The sequence below is a fragment of the Reyranella sp. GW821-FHT12G01 genome (assembly GCF_058806575.1).
Genome location: NZ_JBXAPV010000003.1, coordinates 544992 through 559490, shown reverse-complemented (window position 1 = coordinate 559490; position 14499 = coordinate 544992). Strand labels below are relative to the sequence as shown.

The window sequence follows — 14499 nt, the reverse complement described above, 5'->3', positions numbered from 1 at the left end:
CCGAGCGGCAGCGAGGGACCCTTCAACTTTCTGCTTTCGCCGTTATTTGGCCGGCGAGCTTGCGTCGACCCAGATGTTCTCCGGGTACTGATGCGTGATCTCGGTCGGGTTGGGCTGCAGGCCGTGGACCCACGGCTGGAACGCCAGGACCGCCTTGTTGTAGTTGAAGAACCAGACCGGCGCTTCGTCGTAGAGCAGGTTGTTGGCCTTCTTCAGCAGATCGTCGCGCTTGGCCATGTCGCCTTCCTGGGCGGCATCGTCGAGCAGCTTGTCGAAGTCGGCGTTGTTGAAGCCGGTGTAGTTGCAGGCCGTGCGCGGCGTCTTGGAGTAGTAGCAGCGCAGGGTGGCCAGCGAGTCCGGACCGGTCAGGCTCGACGAGATCAGCGACTGGTGGTCGCCCTTCATCAGGATCTCGGTCAGCACCGTGACCTCGACCAGCTTCGGCTTGGCCTTGATGCCGACCTTGGCCAGCATCGGGATCACCGCCTCGACGATCGGCAGGCCCCAGCTCTCGTTCTGGCTGGTCGTCCATTCGAACTCGAAGCCGTTGGGATAGCCCGCCTCGGCCAGCAGCTTCTTGGCCTTCTCGGGGTCGTAGGGGTAGGGCTTCACGTTCTTGTCAAAAGCGGCCGACGAGGGCGGCAGCCAGCTGGTGGCGCGATAGGCCTTGTCCTTGACCAGGCGCGAGATGATCAGGTTCGAGTCGATCGCGTAGTTGATCGCCTGGCGCACCCGCTTGTCCTGGAACGGCTTGATCGAGTTCAGGTTCATGTGCATGGCGCGCGTGAACATCTCAGGCACTTCGAGGATGCCCTTGGCGAGCTGCGGATCGGCGCGATAGGCGACGTACTGCGCCGGGCCCAGGATCGAGGTGTCGATCTCCTTGTTGCGGAAGGCGACGTCGCGGGCGGCGGCCTCGGCCATGATCAGCACCTCGATCTTGTCGAGGTAGGGCTGGCCGGTCTTGTAGAACTTGTCGAAGCGATCCATCACGACGCGCGAGCCGGGGATGTGCTCCTTGAACTTGAAGGGTCCGAGGCCGACCGGGTTGGACGCGTAGTTGCCCTTCTCGACTTCCTCCTTGGGCAGGATCGCGGTCGAGCCGCCGAAGAAGTAGTAGCCGGGATCGACGCGATCGGTGATCGTCATCTCGAGCGTGTTGTCGTCGATCTTCTTGAGGCCGGAAATCTCCTTGGCCGTGCCCTTCTCGACGTCGATCGCACCCTTGATCAGGCGGACGAAGCGCGCGCCGGGATAGCCCTTGGTGCCGTCCATGATGCGCGTGAAGGAGAAGATGATATCGTCGGCCGTCATCTTGCGGCCGTTATGGAAGAAGGCGTCGTCGCGCAGCTTGTAGGTGTAGACGAGGCCGTCAGCCGAGACCGACACCGACTTGGCCAGCTCCAGCGACAGCTTGTTGGCGGCGGTGTCCCAGTTGTAGAGCGAGCGCTGCAGCGCCTTGCCGACGATGTCGTCCTGGGCGCGCGGCGTCACGTGCGGGTCGAGGCTGCCGAAGCTCGCGGCGTAGGGCGCGGTCATGCGCAGGGTGCCGCCCTTGCGCGGCGTCGTCTGGGCATTCGCCGTGCCGGCGCCGATGACGGCGATCGCGGCGACCGCGAGCCATGCAAGTTTACGCATAACCATCCCCCTCCTGAACATTCTCGTTGGAACGCATTCCATCTTGCATTGTCTCCCAGTGCAAGAGGAATGCCTGGGAGCGTCAGGACATTGCGCAGCAATGTCCGGGAGCGCCGAAGAACGAGCGCCCAGCTCCCCATTTGAATCAGACTGTCGCGTACAAAATCTTCCGTCGTCTCGACCGTAGCGCGCAGCGCGGAGTGGGGAGACCTTTTTTCCACTTGAAGCCGTCAAATCGAGGAAAAAAGGTCCCTCCACTCCGCTTCGCTCCGGTCGGGACGACGGGGAAATGGGGGGGCAAATGTGACTGCCCCGCTATTTGAATGAGCGGGAGGGCGTTTCCTCTACGCCGGGACGCAGTAACCGTCGCGCCGCGGGTCGCAGCCGCCGGTGAAGATGCCGGTTTCCTGGTCGATGGCGACGCCCTGCATGCCGCCCACCTTCATGGTCCATTCCGGACCGGTCGTGATGTTGTGGCCGAGCTTGCGCAGGTCGGTGTGGACGTCCGGCGGCAGGCGCGATTCCAGATAGACCTCGGCGCCGTCGGTTAGACGGCCGCGCGGCGCCTCGATCGCCTGCTGCAGCGGCAGGCCGAAATCGACGTGCTGGACCATCGCCTGCGGCTGGGTCTGCAGGATGCCGTAGCTGCCCGGCGTGCCCAGCGCGAGGATCGGGTTGCCGTCCTTGGTCGAGATCGAGGGCGCCATGCACATCGGCAGCTGGTCGCCCGGTTTCACCCTGTTGGGGCTCTTCGGGTTCACGTCGGCCCAGTAGAGGAAGTTGTTGAGGCAGAGGCCGGTGCCGGGCACCACGATACCCGAACCGAACACGCTGCCCAGGCTCTGCGTCAGGCAGATCAGGTTGCCCTCATTGTCGGCGATCGAGAACGACGTGGTGTGGCTCTCGTCGGTCGGCGAGACCGGCTCCGGCGGCGTCCACTGCTCGGTCGGGCCGATGATCGGCTTGCCGTCGCGCACGCGGGCGCGCAGCGTCTCGACATGGGCGTCCGAGAGGATCTCGGCCAGCTTCTGCGGCGCCGGCACGCCGGTCGCGATGCGCACGCCGGCGGCGAGGCGGACGGCGCGCAGCACCGTGTCGACATGCTCGGTCGAATTGCGCTTCATCTTGGCGAGGTCGAAGCCTTCCAGGATGCGCAAGGTCAGCAGGAACTGGAAGCCTTCGCAGGGCGGCGGCGGCACATGCACGGTGCGGCCGCGATAGGTGACGGCGACGGGATCGCGCCAGGTGGCCTTCGCGGCCAGCAGGTCGTCCATCACCATGCAGCCGCCGAGTTCGGTCAGCCGGTCGAGGATCTTCTTGCCGAGCGCACCGCCGTAGAGAAGGCCGGGGCCTTCATTGGCCAGCGCCTCGAGCGTGCGCGCGAGGTCGGGCTGCTGCAGCACGAAGCCCGGCTTCACGTTGCCGGCGCCCGCCGTATAGACGCGCGACCATTCGGGATGCAGCGCCTTGTAGCCCGCGAGTTCGCCGGCGACGCCCTGGATTTCCTCGATGTTGAATTCGATCAACTGGAAGCCGTCGCGCGCGATGGCGATCGCGGGCGCAAACAGTTCCGGCAGCTTCTTCTTGCCGTGCGCGCTGTTCAGCTCGCACCAGCCGGCGAGATTGCCGGGCGCACCGACCGCGAGCGCGCCGCGCTGGAGCTGCGAGCGGTTATTGAGCTTGTCGACCGGAAAGTTCTTCGAGATCGGTCCGACGAAGTCGAGCGTGCGGACGCGCTTTTCCTTGGCGATGTAGCAGGTCGCGACGCCGCGGCCGGCGAGGCCCGACATATAAGGTTCGACGACGTTCAGTGCGGCTGCGGTGGCGACCGCCGCATCGAAGGCGTTGCCGCCGTTCGACAGGATGCGCGCGCCCGCGGCCGCGGCCAGCGGATGGGCGGCGGCAACCATGCCATGCCGCGATGCGATTGTCGGACGCTTACCGTGCTGCAGCATAAGATCTCCTGAAAAGTTGGCGGATCGTGCCGCCTCTTTCGCGCTTCGACCAGCGCCAATTGCGCATCGGTGCTGCCGCTTGCATAAGGATCGGCATGAGCATCAGCCGACGCAAAGCCCTCACGATCCTTGCCGCGGCGTCCGCGGCGGCAACTCCCGCGCGCGCCCAGAGCTGGCCCGCGAAGCCGCTTTCCATCGTCGTGCCCTATGCCGCAGGCAGCGCCACCGACACCCTGGCCCGCCTGATGGCGGAGTATCTCGGACCCAAGCTCGGCCAGCCGGTGATCGTCGACAACAAGGGTGGTGGCAACGGCTCGATCGCCGCCAACTACGTCGCGAAGGCGCCGGCCGACGGCTACACGCTGATGATCGCGACGGCGGCCACGCATGCCGGCAATCCCAACCTGATGAAGTCGGTGCCGTACGATTCGCTCGTGGATTTCGCGCCGGCCGGCTTCTACGGCTTCATCCAGTTCGTGCTGCTGGTGCGCGCCGATGTCGGCATGGACACGCTTCCCGATTTCATCAAGCGCGCCAAGGCCAAGCCCGCGCTGACCTCGGGCGCCGGCACGCCCTCGGCCCGCGTCATCACCGCGACGCTCGCTGAACGCATCGGCGCCGACATTACCTATGTGCCCTACAAGTCGGCACCGCAGGCGCTGGCCGATCTCCTGTCGGGTCAGATCGACATGACCTTCGCGGATGTCGCCATCGCCGTGCCGCAGGTCAAGGCGGGCAAGGTGAAGGCGCTGGTGATGGCCTCGGACTCGCGCTCGCCGCTGCTGCCCGAGGTGCCGACCTTCCAGGAAGCCGGCCTCGGCCAGTTCGCGCTCGATGCCTGGTTCATCATCATGGCGCCGGCCAAGACGCCGCCCGAGGTCGTGGCGAAGATCGACAAGGCGGTGCAGGAGATCGTGACCGATCCCGAGGTGATCAAGCGCCTGCGCGGCATCTCGTTCGAGCCGCAGCGCAAGGCGCCGGAGGATGTCCGGCCCTTCATCAAGTCGGAGATCGAGAAATGGGGCCGGTTGTCCAAGGCCGCCGGCATCGAGAAGGAATGAAGATGGCTGACCCGAAGCGTCTCGAATTCGGCTGGTTCCTGCCCACCGCGGGCGACACCACCGCCTATGGATTGGCGAGCGCCCAGGTGGCGCCGTCGCTGGAGCTGTTCGACAAGGTCGTTGGTGCGGCCGAAGCGGCGGGCTTCGAATACATGCTGGTGCCGGTCCAGACCGCGTGCTGGGAGGCATGGATCTCCAGCGCCATGATGGTGGCGCGCTCGAAGTCGATGCGCATGCTGGTGGCGGCGCGGCCGAGCTACATCAATCCGGTGCTGCTGGCGAAGATGATCACCGCCTTCGACCAGCTCTCGGGCGGCCGCATCTGCATCAACCTGATCGCCGGGCAGAGCGAGGCCGAGAACGCCTCCGAAGGCATCAAGTGGGGCAAGGAAGAGCGCTACGAGATCATGGACGAGGAAGTCTCGATCCTGAAGGCGCTGTGGACCACCAAAGGCCCGGTCAACTTCGACGGCAAGTTCTATCAATTGAAAGGCGCGCAGATCCGGCCCTATCCGCTGCAGCAACCGCATCCGCGCTTCTATCTCGGCGGCGGCTCGAAGCAGGCCTGGGAGATTTCAGCCAAGCATTCGGATGTGCACCTCTTCTGGGGCGACACCTACGAGCGCATCCGCGCCAACATGGCGGAGATCAAGTCGATGGCGGCACGCCATGGCCGCGAGAACGAGATCGGCTTCGGCATGCGCCTGCAGGTCGTCTGCCGCGAGACCGAGAAGGAAGCCTGGGACTTCGCCCACGGTCTGGTCTCGCACGCCAACGAAGCGCAGAAGGCTTTCGTGAAGGAACGCTTCGCCACCTCCGAAGCCAACCGCCGCGTGCGCGAGCTGGCCGCGATCGGCGAGACGATCGAGCCGCATCTGTGGACCGGCATCACCCAGGTCCGTCCCGGCGCCGGCATCGCCATCGTCGGCGATCCCGAACAGTGCGCCGACACGCTCCAGAAGTTCATCGACCTCGGCTGCCACTCCTTCTGCCTCTCGGGCTACCTGCACGACGAGGAGGCCGAGCGCTTCGGAAAATGGATCATGCCGATCCTGCGCCAGCGCAACCCCGGGCGCATGCTGGCGGCGTAATTTACCCGTCGCCCTGAGCGAAGCCGCCCGCTCCGCTCAGGACGACGGATCATCAGATCACACGGCTCTTGCGCAACTCGGCGATCTCTTCGTCCGACTTGCCGAGGACGCGCCGCAGCACGTCGTCGGCATCGGCGCCGAGCAGCGGCGCGGCCTTGGCCGAATCGATCGGCGTGCGTGAATAGTGGATCGGATTGCCGACGACCGGCGCGCGTTGGCCCGTCGTGCCGGCGGCCGGTTCGACCACCAGTCCGCGCGCGGCGATCTGCGGATCGGCGAAGACCTGGTCCATCGTGTTGATCGGCCCGGCCGGAATGTTCTCGCGGTCGAGGCCGGCCAGGATGTCGGCCGACGGGCGCGCCTTCAGGAGAGGCTCGACGATGGCGAGCAGGGCGGCGCGGTTGGCGACACGACCGGCATTGGCGGCGAAGCGCGGATCGGTGGCGAGGGCGGGCTGCCGCAGCACGGCGCAGAAGCGCGCGAACTGCGTGTCGTTGCCGACGGCGATCACGATGTGCCCATCCTGCGTCGCGAAGGCCTGATAGGGCACGATGTTGGGATGCGCGTTGCCGTGCCGCGACGGCACCTTGCCCGAGGAGAGGTAGCCCGAGGCCTGGTTGACCAGGGTGGCGATCTGCACGTCGAGCAGCGCGAGGTCGATCTGCTGTCCGAGGCCGCTCTCGCGCCGCTCCATCAGGGCGGCGAGGATCGCGTTGCTGGCGTAGAGGCCGGTGAAGATGTCGGCCGTGGCGACGCCCACCTTCATCGGCTGGCCGTCGGGCTCGCCGGTCACGCTCATCAGCCCGCCCATCGCCTGCACCAGCAGGTCGTAGCCGGTGCGATGGCGATGCGGGCCGGTCTGCCCGAAGCCGGTGATCGAGCAGTAGACGAGCCGCGGATTGCGCTTCGAGAGCGTGGCGTAGTCGAGCCCGGCCTTGGCGAGGCTGCCGACCTTGAAGTTCTCGACCAGCACGTCGCATTCGGCGGCGAGATCGGCCACCAGCCGGGCGCCGGCTTCGGTCTCGAAATCGACGGCGATCGAGCGCTTGCCGCGGTTGGTGCAGAGGAAATAGGCGCTGATGCCGCCCGGCTGGCCGTCGCCGGCAACGAAGGGCGGCCCCCAGCCGCGCGTGTCGTCGCCGCTGCCCGGCCGCTCGACCTTGATGACCTCGGCGCCGAGATCGGCGAGCAGTTGCGTGGCCCATGGACCCGCCAGGACCCGGGTGAGATCGAGAACGCGCACCTTGTCGAGCGGCATGGGCATGGTTTTTCCTCCGGTGCGGCCAGCTTCGGGTGCGATCGCTATTCTTAGCAATTCGTTTCTGATATCGCCGATAATTCCATTTCGAGCATTAGTGCCATGGCCCAGCCCGCCCTGCCGGATTTCAGCGCCCGCCAGCTTCAGGCCGTCCTGGCCGTCGGCGAATATGGCAGCTTCATCGCCGCGGCCTCGCGGTTGCGCATCTCGCAGCCGGCGCTGACGCGCACCATCAAGAGGGTCGAGACGGCGCTCGGCGTGCGCCTGTTCGAGCGCAGCACACGCCACGTCCAGATCACGCCGGCCGGCCGCGAATTCGCCGCCGTGGCCGAGCGCATGCTGAACGACCTGCGCATCACCGTGCGCTCGATCCGCGAGGTCGCCGAGGAGAGGCGCGGCCGGCTGACCATCGCCAGCATCATGTCGGTGGCGAGCGGCGCGCTGCCGCTGCTGCTCGCGGCCTATCGCGCCGACCGGCCGGGCATCGAGATCAACGTGAACGAGGGCGTGCACGGCAGCGTGATCGAAGCCGTGCGCAGCGGCGCCGCCGATCTCGGCCTCACCTATGTCGACGAGCTGCCCGATGCGATTTCGGGCGAGGCGCTGCAGCGCGAGACCTTCTGCCTCGTCGTGCCGCGCCGCCATCGCCTGGCCGGCCGCCGCAGCATCGCGCTCGCGGAGTTGCGCGACGAGCCGCTGGTCGCCCTGCCCAGCGATTCGCGCACCCGGCGCACGATCGATGCGGCGGCTTCGGTAGCTGGCCTGCCGCTGCGCCAGATGATCACCGTCAGCCAGTTCGCGACCCTGATGGGCTGCGTGCGGGCGGGTGTCGGGCTCGCCATCGTCCCGACCGGCGCGACCGGCCTTTTCCTCGGCCGCGACCTGCGGGCGATCCCGCTCGGCGAGCCGAAACTCTCGCGCCGCCTCGGCATCGTCCTGCTGCGGGAGCGCGAGCCGTCGCCTTCGGCGGCGGGCTTCCTCGCGCTGGCGCGACGGGCCTGGCCGAAACCGGTCCGGCTTTGATGCGCTAAGTGAAATAATCGCGGCTATCAGGTTGCGGTTGGCATAGGCGCCAGGAAGATTATCCTGCGAGAAAGCCGCCCGGCGTCCTGTGCCCGGAGCGGTGGAGGAAACAGCGTGCAGTTTGCATCCCGATCCTACTCGGCCGACAGCATCTCGGCTGTCCAGGAACTCTATCATTCCAACGGCTGGACCGACGGTCTGCCGATCGTGCCTCCGACCCGCGAAGCGGTTCAGGAATGCCTCGAATGGGTGATGATGCCGCCCGATCAGCTCATCGGCATCGAACCGGTGCGCGGTCTCGCCATCACCGCCGAGAAGCTCGCGATCAATGCCGTCATGGCGGGCTGCCTGCCCATGCATTTCCCGGTCGTCGTGGCGGCCTGGACCGCCATGATGCAGGAAGAGTTCCTGATGCACGGCGCCACCGCCAGCACCGGCGGCTGTGCCGTGCTGGTCATCCTGAACGGCCCGATTCGCCTGGAACTGGGCGCTACCGGCACGTTCAATGCGCTCGCCAATTCCGACCGCGCGACGGCGGTCATCGGGCGCGCCATCCGGCTCTGCCTGATCAACCTGCTGGACGACCGGCCGGGCGTGATCGACCGGTCGACGCTGGGCCATCCCGGCAAGTTCAGCTACTGCGTCGCCGAGGACGAGGAAGACACGACCTGGCTGCCGCTGGCGGAACATCGCGGCGTGCCGAAGGGTGCGTCATCGGTCACGGTCATGGCGGCCGGCGCGCCGCGCCAGCTCATGAACGAATGGACGACCAAGCCCGAGGAGATCCTGGAAACCTTCGCGGCCGAGATGCGCGCCAACATGCGCCACTACTCGATCCATCCCGGCAATTACGCGATCGTCATTCCCAAGCAGCTGCGCGAGCATCTGCAGGCGGGCGGCTGGACCAAGGCCGACATCGCGACCTTCATCCATGAACGCGCGCGCATCCATCGCCGCGAATGGGCCGATGTCGGCAAGGGCGCCGTCGTGCGCGATCGCGGCGACAGCGTCTATACGGCGATGGAATCGCCCGACCAGTTGCTGGTCGTGGCGGCCGGTGGGCCGGCCGGCGGCTTCGGCGCCGTCATCCCGCCGTGGCTCGGGCACAAGAGCCATGCCGTCACCCTTCCCCTCGGCGTCTGCGTCGATTGCGAACCTCCCAAGAAGTAAGAGGAACCCTCATGTTCGAAGTTCTCGATCCCACCCCGGGCACCGCCCCGCCGGCCGGCCGGCTCGCCCCGCGCCTCGACACGCTGGAAGGCAAGACCATCGGCTTCATCTCGAACGGCAAGGAAGGCACCAAGGGCTTCTTCAAGCACCTCGACCAGATCCTGCGCGAGGAATACGGCGTCGCCAATGTGGTGAGCCGCACCAAGTCGAACTACAGCGCCCCGGCCGATCCGCACATCGTGGCCGAGATCAAGGGCTGGGATGCCGTCGTCTCAGGCCTGGGGGATTGAGGGTCCTGCTCATCGTGCAGTCTGCACGACTCAGTGACCGCCGAACGACTTGAAGTTCCCGCGTTCAGCGTGATGACCACGCGGTTCGCCAGCGCCGCCGACATGATGAGCCGCGTGCTCGGCATGCCGGGCTATGCCTTCGCCCAGATCGGCCATCCGGTCAGCAGCGCGACCGACGACCAGCTCCGCGACATGGCCCGCACGGCCATCGAGCAGGGCCTGGCGATGCTGGTGAAGCCGAAGGCCTGACCTCCCTGAAGGCAACCTCGGGCAACATTTTGCGTTGCCCGGGGGAACCAAGAAACAGGGAGTTCACGGCATGAAGCCGATGGCAATTATGGGCATTCTTCTGATCGCGATCGGCATTGCCGGTCTGGCGATCGACAACATCTCGTTCACCGAGCGCAAGACGATCGTCGATGCCGGCCCGCTCAAGGTCACGGCCGACGAGCAGCGCACGATTCCGATCCCGACCATCGCCGGCATCATCGCCGTGGTCGCCGGCGCGGGCCTGCTGTTCATGGGCCGCGCGGCGCGCGGCTGAGGTTTTTTAAGTAGTAGGTAGAAGCACCACCAATAACCTCATGCTGAGGAGGCTGCGGAGCAGCCGTCTCGAAGCATGGGCACGAGCACCCCGCCTGTTGCCCACCCTTCGAGACGCTGCGCTACGCGCAGCTCCTCAGGGTGAGGTTTTTTAGGTTTAAGGTTTCTCAGCCCAACGGCCAGGTGAAGCGGATGTTGTTCTTGGCCAAGCCGTCGAGAACGACCTGCTGGCCGCCCGACTTCATCATCCATTCCAGGCGATGATCGCGATATTCGCGCCGGATCTGTCCCGACGCGAGGCGCTCGTGCGCGCTCGCCATGCCGGCGGCAGCGGCTTCGAATTCCTTGAAGGTCGCGGCGACGGACGGGCGCTCGATGAGCCGCTCGCGCCACCGCGTCAGCGATGATCCGGCTGGCGCGCCCAGCCCATAGAAGTACGAACGGTTGAGATAGGGCGCGACGCTGAGGTCGGCCCAGCCGAAGCTGTCGCCGTTGAACCACGGCCGGTCGCCGAGCTTGCCCGCGAGCCAGGCCTGAAGCTCGACGGTCTGCCGCGCCGCCGTCGCCTTCATCTTCTCCGCCTGCTCGCCCTCGGCGCGCTTGAACCAGCGGATCTCGCTCAGGCCCCAGTTCACCGCCTCGTAGAGCGTGTCGCAGAGGTCCTCGATCATCCGCGCTTCGGCGCGCGCCGCGGGATCGCGCGGCAGCAGGGGCGGGGAGGGATGCTTGTCCTCGAGATATTCGAGGATGATCGTCGAATCGAAGATGCGCGCGCCGCCGTCGATCAAGGTCGGTACTTCGTTGCGCGGGCTCGCCGCCGCGAACACGCCGCCGGCCGTGCCGGTGCCCAGTGCTGCAGGAGTCTCGACCTTGAAGTCGAGCCCCTTCTCGCGCAGCGCGATCTTCACCTTCTGGGCATAGGACGACAGCGGGTGTTCGTAGAGCAGCATGACGCAGGCTCCTGTCAGGGAATCTCCATCCGGACCGCGATGGCCGCACTTGCGATCACCGCCGGGTCGTTGTTTTCCGGATCGGCGATGTCGAGGCCGCCCTTCACCACCTTCACGGTGACGATGCCGTGCGGCAGGGAGGCCTTCACCTTCTCGGCGTCGACCTTGTCGGGCTGCTGCACGCCGATCGTGACGTCGACGAACATGCCGGTCTTGGTGTTGATCTTGAGCGCCCGGATCATGGCGAGCGAGGAATGGTGCAGGGCGTCCTGCACCGCGCGCAGGGCGGCCTTGGTGTAGTCGCCGCCGTGCAGGTCGTTGCCGGTGCCGAGTTCGAGGATCACGCGCTTGGCGGTCATGGTCTTGGCTCCCGTCACAGGTCGAGGCGGACGATGGCGGCCGCCTGCGCGATCACCGTCTTGTCCGTGCCGGCTTCGTTGGCGATCTCGAGGCCGCCCTCGAACACCTTCACCGTGCCGGTGCCGTGCGGCAGCACCGCCAGCACCTGCGCGGTGTCGACCTGGTCGGGCTTGGGCACGCCGATCAGGACTTCGACGACCATGTCGTCGCTCGACTTGCCCAATGCCGTCGCGATGGTGAGCGAGTTGTGCCACAGCGCGTCCCGCAGGGCGCGGACGGCGGCCTTGGTGTAGTCGCCGCCCCTGATATCGGTGCCCATGCCGATCTCGAGGGCCACCTTCTTCAACGCCATGGCTAAAACTCCTCCTCAGGACTTCGCGAGGCCCGCCTTGATCAGCAGCGGCTTCACGTCGTTGTAGTACTTCTCGGCGAAGGCGCGGAACTCGGCCGGGTTCTTCTCCCACGGCACCTGGATGAACTTCGCGAGATATTCGGTCACCTTGGGTTCGGTCGAGGCCTGCTTGAAGGCTTCGTAGAGCGTGTTGACGATCTCCGGCGGCATGCCCTTGGGGCCGAGCAGGCCGTAGGGGCTCTGGCCGACGACGTTCACGCCGAGCTCGATCATGGTCGGCACGTCCGGGTAGCGCGGGATGCGCTTCTCGGTGGCGAAGGCCAGGATGCGGCACTTGCCGTCGTCGACGAACGGCGCCCATTGCGCGGCATCGGCGATGAACTGGATCTCGCCGCCCATCAGCGCCTGCATCCATTCCGCGCCGCCCTTGTAGGGGACATGGGTGAACTTGGCGCCCGTGGCCTGCTCGACCTCGATCATCATGAGCTGGCCGGTGCCGCCCACGCCCGAGGTGCCGTAGTTGAACTTGTCCGGGTCCTTCTTGCCGGCGGCGATCATGTCCTGGAACGTCTTCCAGGGACTGTCGGCGCGCACGACGATGCCCATCGTGTAGCCCGAGAGACCGGTGATGTAGGTGAAGTCGGTCAGCGGGTTCCAGTTGGTCTGCTGGTAGTGCGGATAGCGCAGCGTGTTGATGCTCATCACCGCCAGCGTGTAGCCGTCGGGCTTGGCGTTGAGCAGCATCGCCGGCGCCAGCGTGCCGGCGGCGCCCGCCTTCACGTCGATGACGATCTGCTGGCCCAGGATCTTGGTCACGGCCTCGGCGAGCAGGCGCATGTGCACGTCGGTGACGCCGCCCGCGGCGAACGGGTTGTAGATCGTGATCGGCTTCTCGGGCTTCCAGCGCGCCTGGGCGCTGGCCAGGCCGGGGGCGAGCAACGGGGCGGTGAGGGCCGTTGCGCCGGCGAGGGCGGCAAAGCGGCGACGGTTGATCGAGACCGGATGGGACATGAACGCTCCTCCTGTTTCTTTTCTTTTTAAGTCTTGCACACATCGAAACGGCTGCACGAGGCAGCCGTCCGACGTTCCATAGCTTTTTGGCGGAGGCGCGTTAAGCGCTACTTCCGGCGCGCCGCGTCGATGCTCCAGGGGCCGGGGCCGGCCGCCGCGAGATAGAGGAAGACGAAGCAATAGAGGACGGCAAGCTCGCCCTTGTTGAGGATCGGATAGAAGCCCTGAGGGGCATGGACCATGAAATAGGCCACGGCCGTCATGCCCGACGCGATGAAGGCGGCCGGGCGGCTGAACAGCCCGATGACCAGCAGGATGCCGCAGACGAACTCGATCATGCCGGCATAGCCCGGCATCGACATGAGGTTGAAGTTGGCCGGAACGACGCCTGCCGGAAATTTCAGCAGCTTGCCGGTGCCGTGCTGGAGCAGGAGAAGCCCGCTCATGATTCGTAGAATGCTGAGCAGGCGCGGCGCCCAGGCCGCGCCGAGAGCGTCGAAGTTCATCGCGGTAATTCCCCAAAATCTAATTGCACTTTGGGCATCCTGAATGTGGTTCGCACTTCCGACAAGCGATTGCTGGTGATCGGGTTACCAATCCGTCAGTGAGTACTCGCACTTCCCGTAAGGTTTGCCTATGATCCCGCCGCGACCGGTCGAAAGAGCCGGCAAAAGTACAAGCAATAAGCGGCCCGAGGCCGCACGCGTGGAGGAAGTATGGCGACGGTCGAAGTCCGCAAGGCGCGGAAGGCGTTCGGGCCGGTAGAGATTCTACATGGCGTAAGTGTCGACATCGCCGATGGCGAGTTCGTGGTCCTGGTGGGTCCTTCGGGTTGTGGCAAGTCCACCCTGCTGCGCATGCTGGCGGGCCTGGAGAACATCACGTCGGGCGAGATCGCGATCGGCGGGCGTGTGGTCAACACGGTCCCGCCGAAAGATCGCGACATCGCCATGGTGTTCCAGAACTACGCGCTCTATCCGCACATGACGGTCTACGACAACATGGCCTTCTCGCTGACCTTGGCGAAGGCGCCGAAGTCGGTGATGGACCAGGAAGTCGGGCGGGCGGCGAAGATCCTGGGCCTCGAACAGCTCCTGCACCGCTTCCCGCGCCAGCTCTCGGGCGGCCAGCGCCAGCGCGTCGCGATGGGCCGCGCCATCGTGCGCAACCCGCAGGTCTTCCTGTTCGACGAGCCGCTGTCCAACCTCGACGCCAAGCTGCGCGTGCAGATGCGCTCGGAGATCAAGGAGCTGCACCAGCGGCTCAAGGTCACCACCGTCTACGTCACCCACGACCAGATCGAGGCCATGACCATGGCCGACAAGATCGTGGTCATGAACAACGGCCATATCGAGCAGATCGGCGCGCCGCTGGAACTCTACGACCGGCCGGCCAATCTTTTCGTCGCGGGCTTCATCGGCTCGCCGGCGATGAACATGGTGAAGGGCACCGTCTCGAACGGCGCGCTGCGCATGGAAGACGGCACGGCCTGGCCGCTGCCGACCAATGGCGGCCGTCCGGTCGACGGTCCCGCCGTCTACGGCGTGCGGCCCGAGCATCTGATGCTCGATGCCGGCGGCATCCCGGCCACCGTGCAGGTGGTCGAGCCGACCGGTTCGGAAACCCAGGTCCTGCTGCGGATCGGCGGCCAGTCGGTGATCGGCGCCTTCCGCGAACGTGTTACGGCGAAGCCCGGCGAGATCCTGCCCGTGAGGCCCGATCCCGCCCTGGTCCATCTGTTCGACCAGCAGTCGGGCCAGCGCCTCTGAGAACGGGGAAAAAGACAGAACAAGGTCA

General features: G+C 66.2%; 15 protein-coding genes. 7 read left to right on the top strand and 8 right to left on the bottom strand.

What is annotated here, in order from left to right:
• Window positions 1–42 precede the first annotated feature (42 nt).
• Both AC1RP5_RS27675 and AC1RP5_RS27670 read right to left on the bottom strand, forming a co-directional pair.
• Window positions 43–1638, bottom strand: a complete 1596-nt coding sequence (locus tag AC1RP5_RS27675) for an ABC transporter substrate-binding protein (RefSeq protein WP_493116026.1) — start codon at window positions 1636–1638, stop codon at window positions 43–45.
• A 344-nt stretch (window positions 1639–1982) separates the two neighbouring features.
• On the bottom strand, window positions 1983–3593 hold the full coding sequence (locus AC1RP5_RS27670; RefSeq protein ID WP_493116025.1) for a gamma-glutamyltransferase family protein: 1611 nt from the start codon (window positions 3591–3593) through the stop codon (window positions 1983–1985).
• 95 nt (window positions 3594–3688) lie between these two features.
• Here AC1RP5_RS27670 and AC1RP5_RS27665 point away from each other — a divergent pair, with 95 nt between their 5' ends.
• Window positions 3689–4654 carry a Bug family tripartite tricarboxylate transporter substrate binding protein gene (locus tag AC1RP5_RS27665; protein ID WP_493116024.1) on the top strand — a complete coding sequence of 322 codons (966 nt, stop codon included), beginning with the start codon at window positions 3689–3691 and terminating at the stop codon, window positions 4652–4654.
• Window positions 4655–4656: 2 nt separating this feature from the next.
• Window positions 4657–5745: an LLM class flavin-dependent oxidoreductase gene (locus tag AC1RP5_RS27660; protein WP_493116023.1), complete on the top strand. Its 1089-nt coding sequence runs from the start codon at window positions 4657–4659 to the stop codon at window positions 5743–5745.
• A 52-nt stretch (window positions 5746–5797) separates the two neighbouring features.
• On the opposite strand, the gene AC1RP5_RS27655 is transcribed toward AC1RP5_RS27660, so the two are convergent.
• Window positions 5798–7009 (bottom strand): CaiB/BaiF CoA transferase family protein, encoded by a 1212-nt coding sequence (locus AC1RP5_RS27655; RefSeq protein ID WP_493116022.1) that lies wholly within the window; start codon window positions 7007–7009, stop codon window positions 5798–5800.
• 96 nt (window positions 7010–7105) lie between these two features.
• Between AC1RP5_RS27655 and AC1RP5_RS27650 the strand changes: the two genes are divergently transcribed.
• The 4 genes from AC1RP5_RS27650 (at window position 7106) to AC1RP5_RS27635 (ending at window position 10030) form a co-directional block, all read left to right on the top strand.
• Window positions 7106–8026, top strand: a complete 921-nt coding sequence (locus AC1RP5_RS27650; RefSeq protein WP_493116021.1) for a LysR family transcriptional regulator — start codon at window positions 7106–7108, stop codon at window positions 8024–8026.
• Window positions 8027–8140: 114 nt separating this feature from the next.
• Entirely contained in the window at window positions 8141–9196 is a 1056-nt protein-coding gene (locus AC1RP5_RS27645) for a hypothetical protein (RefSeq protein WP_493116020.1), read from the top strand.
• 11 nt (window positions 9197–9207) lie between these two features.
• On the top strand, window positions 9208–9735 hold the full coding sequence (locus tag AC1RP5_RS27640; RefSeq protein WP_493116019.1) for a UGSC family (seleno)protein: 528 nt from the start codon (window positions 9208–9210) through the stop codon (window positions 9733–9735).
• A 70-nt stretch (window positions 9736–9805) separates the two neighbouring features.
• On the top strand, window positions 9806–10030 hold the full coding sequence (locus AC1RP5_RS27635; protein ID WP_493116018.1) for a hypothetical protein: 225 nt from the start codon (window positions 9806–9808) through the stop codon (window positions 10028–10030).
• Window positions 10031–10196: 166 nt separating this feature from the next.
• Here AC1RP5_RS27635 and AC1RP5_RS27630 read toward each other — a convergent pair whose 3' ends face one another.
• From AC1RP5_RS27630 to AC1RP5_RS27610, 5 genes are all read right to left on the bottom strand, one after another.
• Window positions 10197–10979 carry a glutathione S-transferase family protein gene (locus tag AC1RP5_RS27630; RefSeq protein ID WP_493116017.1) on the bottom strand — a complete coding sequence of 261 codons (783 nt, stop codon included), beginning with the start codon at window positions 10977–10979 and terminating at the stop codon, window positions 10197–10199.
• Between the two features lie 14 nt (window positions 10980–10993).
• Entirely contained in the window at window positions 10994–11338 is a 345-nt protein-coding gene (locus AC1RP5_RS27625; RefSeq protein WP_493116016.1) for a Lin0512 family protein, read from the bottom strand.
• Between the two features lie 14 nt (window positions 11339–11352).
• Window positions 11353–11691: a Lin0512 family protein gene (locus AC1RP5_RS27620; protein WP_493116015.1), complete on the bottom strand. Its 339-nt coding sequence runs from the start codon at window positions 11689–11691 to the stop codon at window positions 11353–11355.
• Window positions 11692–11706: 15 nt separating this feature from the next.
• On the bottom strand, window positions 11707–12702 hold the full coding sequence (locus AC1RP5_RS27615) for a Bug family tripartite tricarboxylate transporter substrate binding protein (RefSeq protein WP_493116014.1): 996 nt from the start codon (window positions 12700–12702) through the stop codon (window positions 11707–11709).
• 107 nt (window positions 12703–12809) lie between these two features.
• Window positions 12810–13208 carry a DoxX family protein gene (locus AC1RP5_RS27610; protein ID WP_493116013.1) on the bottom strand — a complete coding sequence of 133 codons (399 nt, stop codon included), beginning with the start codon at window positions 13206–13208 and terminating at the stop codon, window positions 12810–12812.
• A 210-nt stretch (window positions 13209–13418) separates the two neighbouring features.
• Here AC1RP5_RS27610 and AC1RP5_RS27605 point away from each other — a divergent pair, with 210 nt between their 5' ends.
• Window positions 13419–14471 (top strand): ABC transporter ATP-binding protein, encoded by a 1053-nt coding sequence (locus AC1RP5_RS27605; RefSeq protein ID WP_493116012.1) that lies wholly within the window; start codon window positions 13419–13421, stop codon window positions 14469–14471.
• Window positions 14472–14499: the final 28 nt, after the last annotated feature.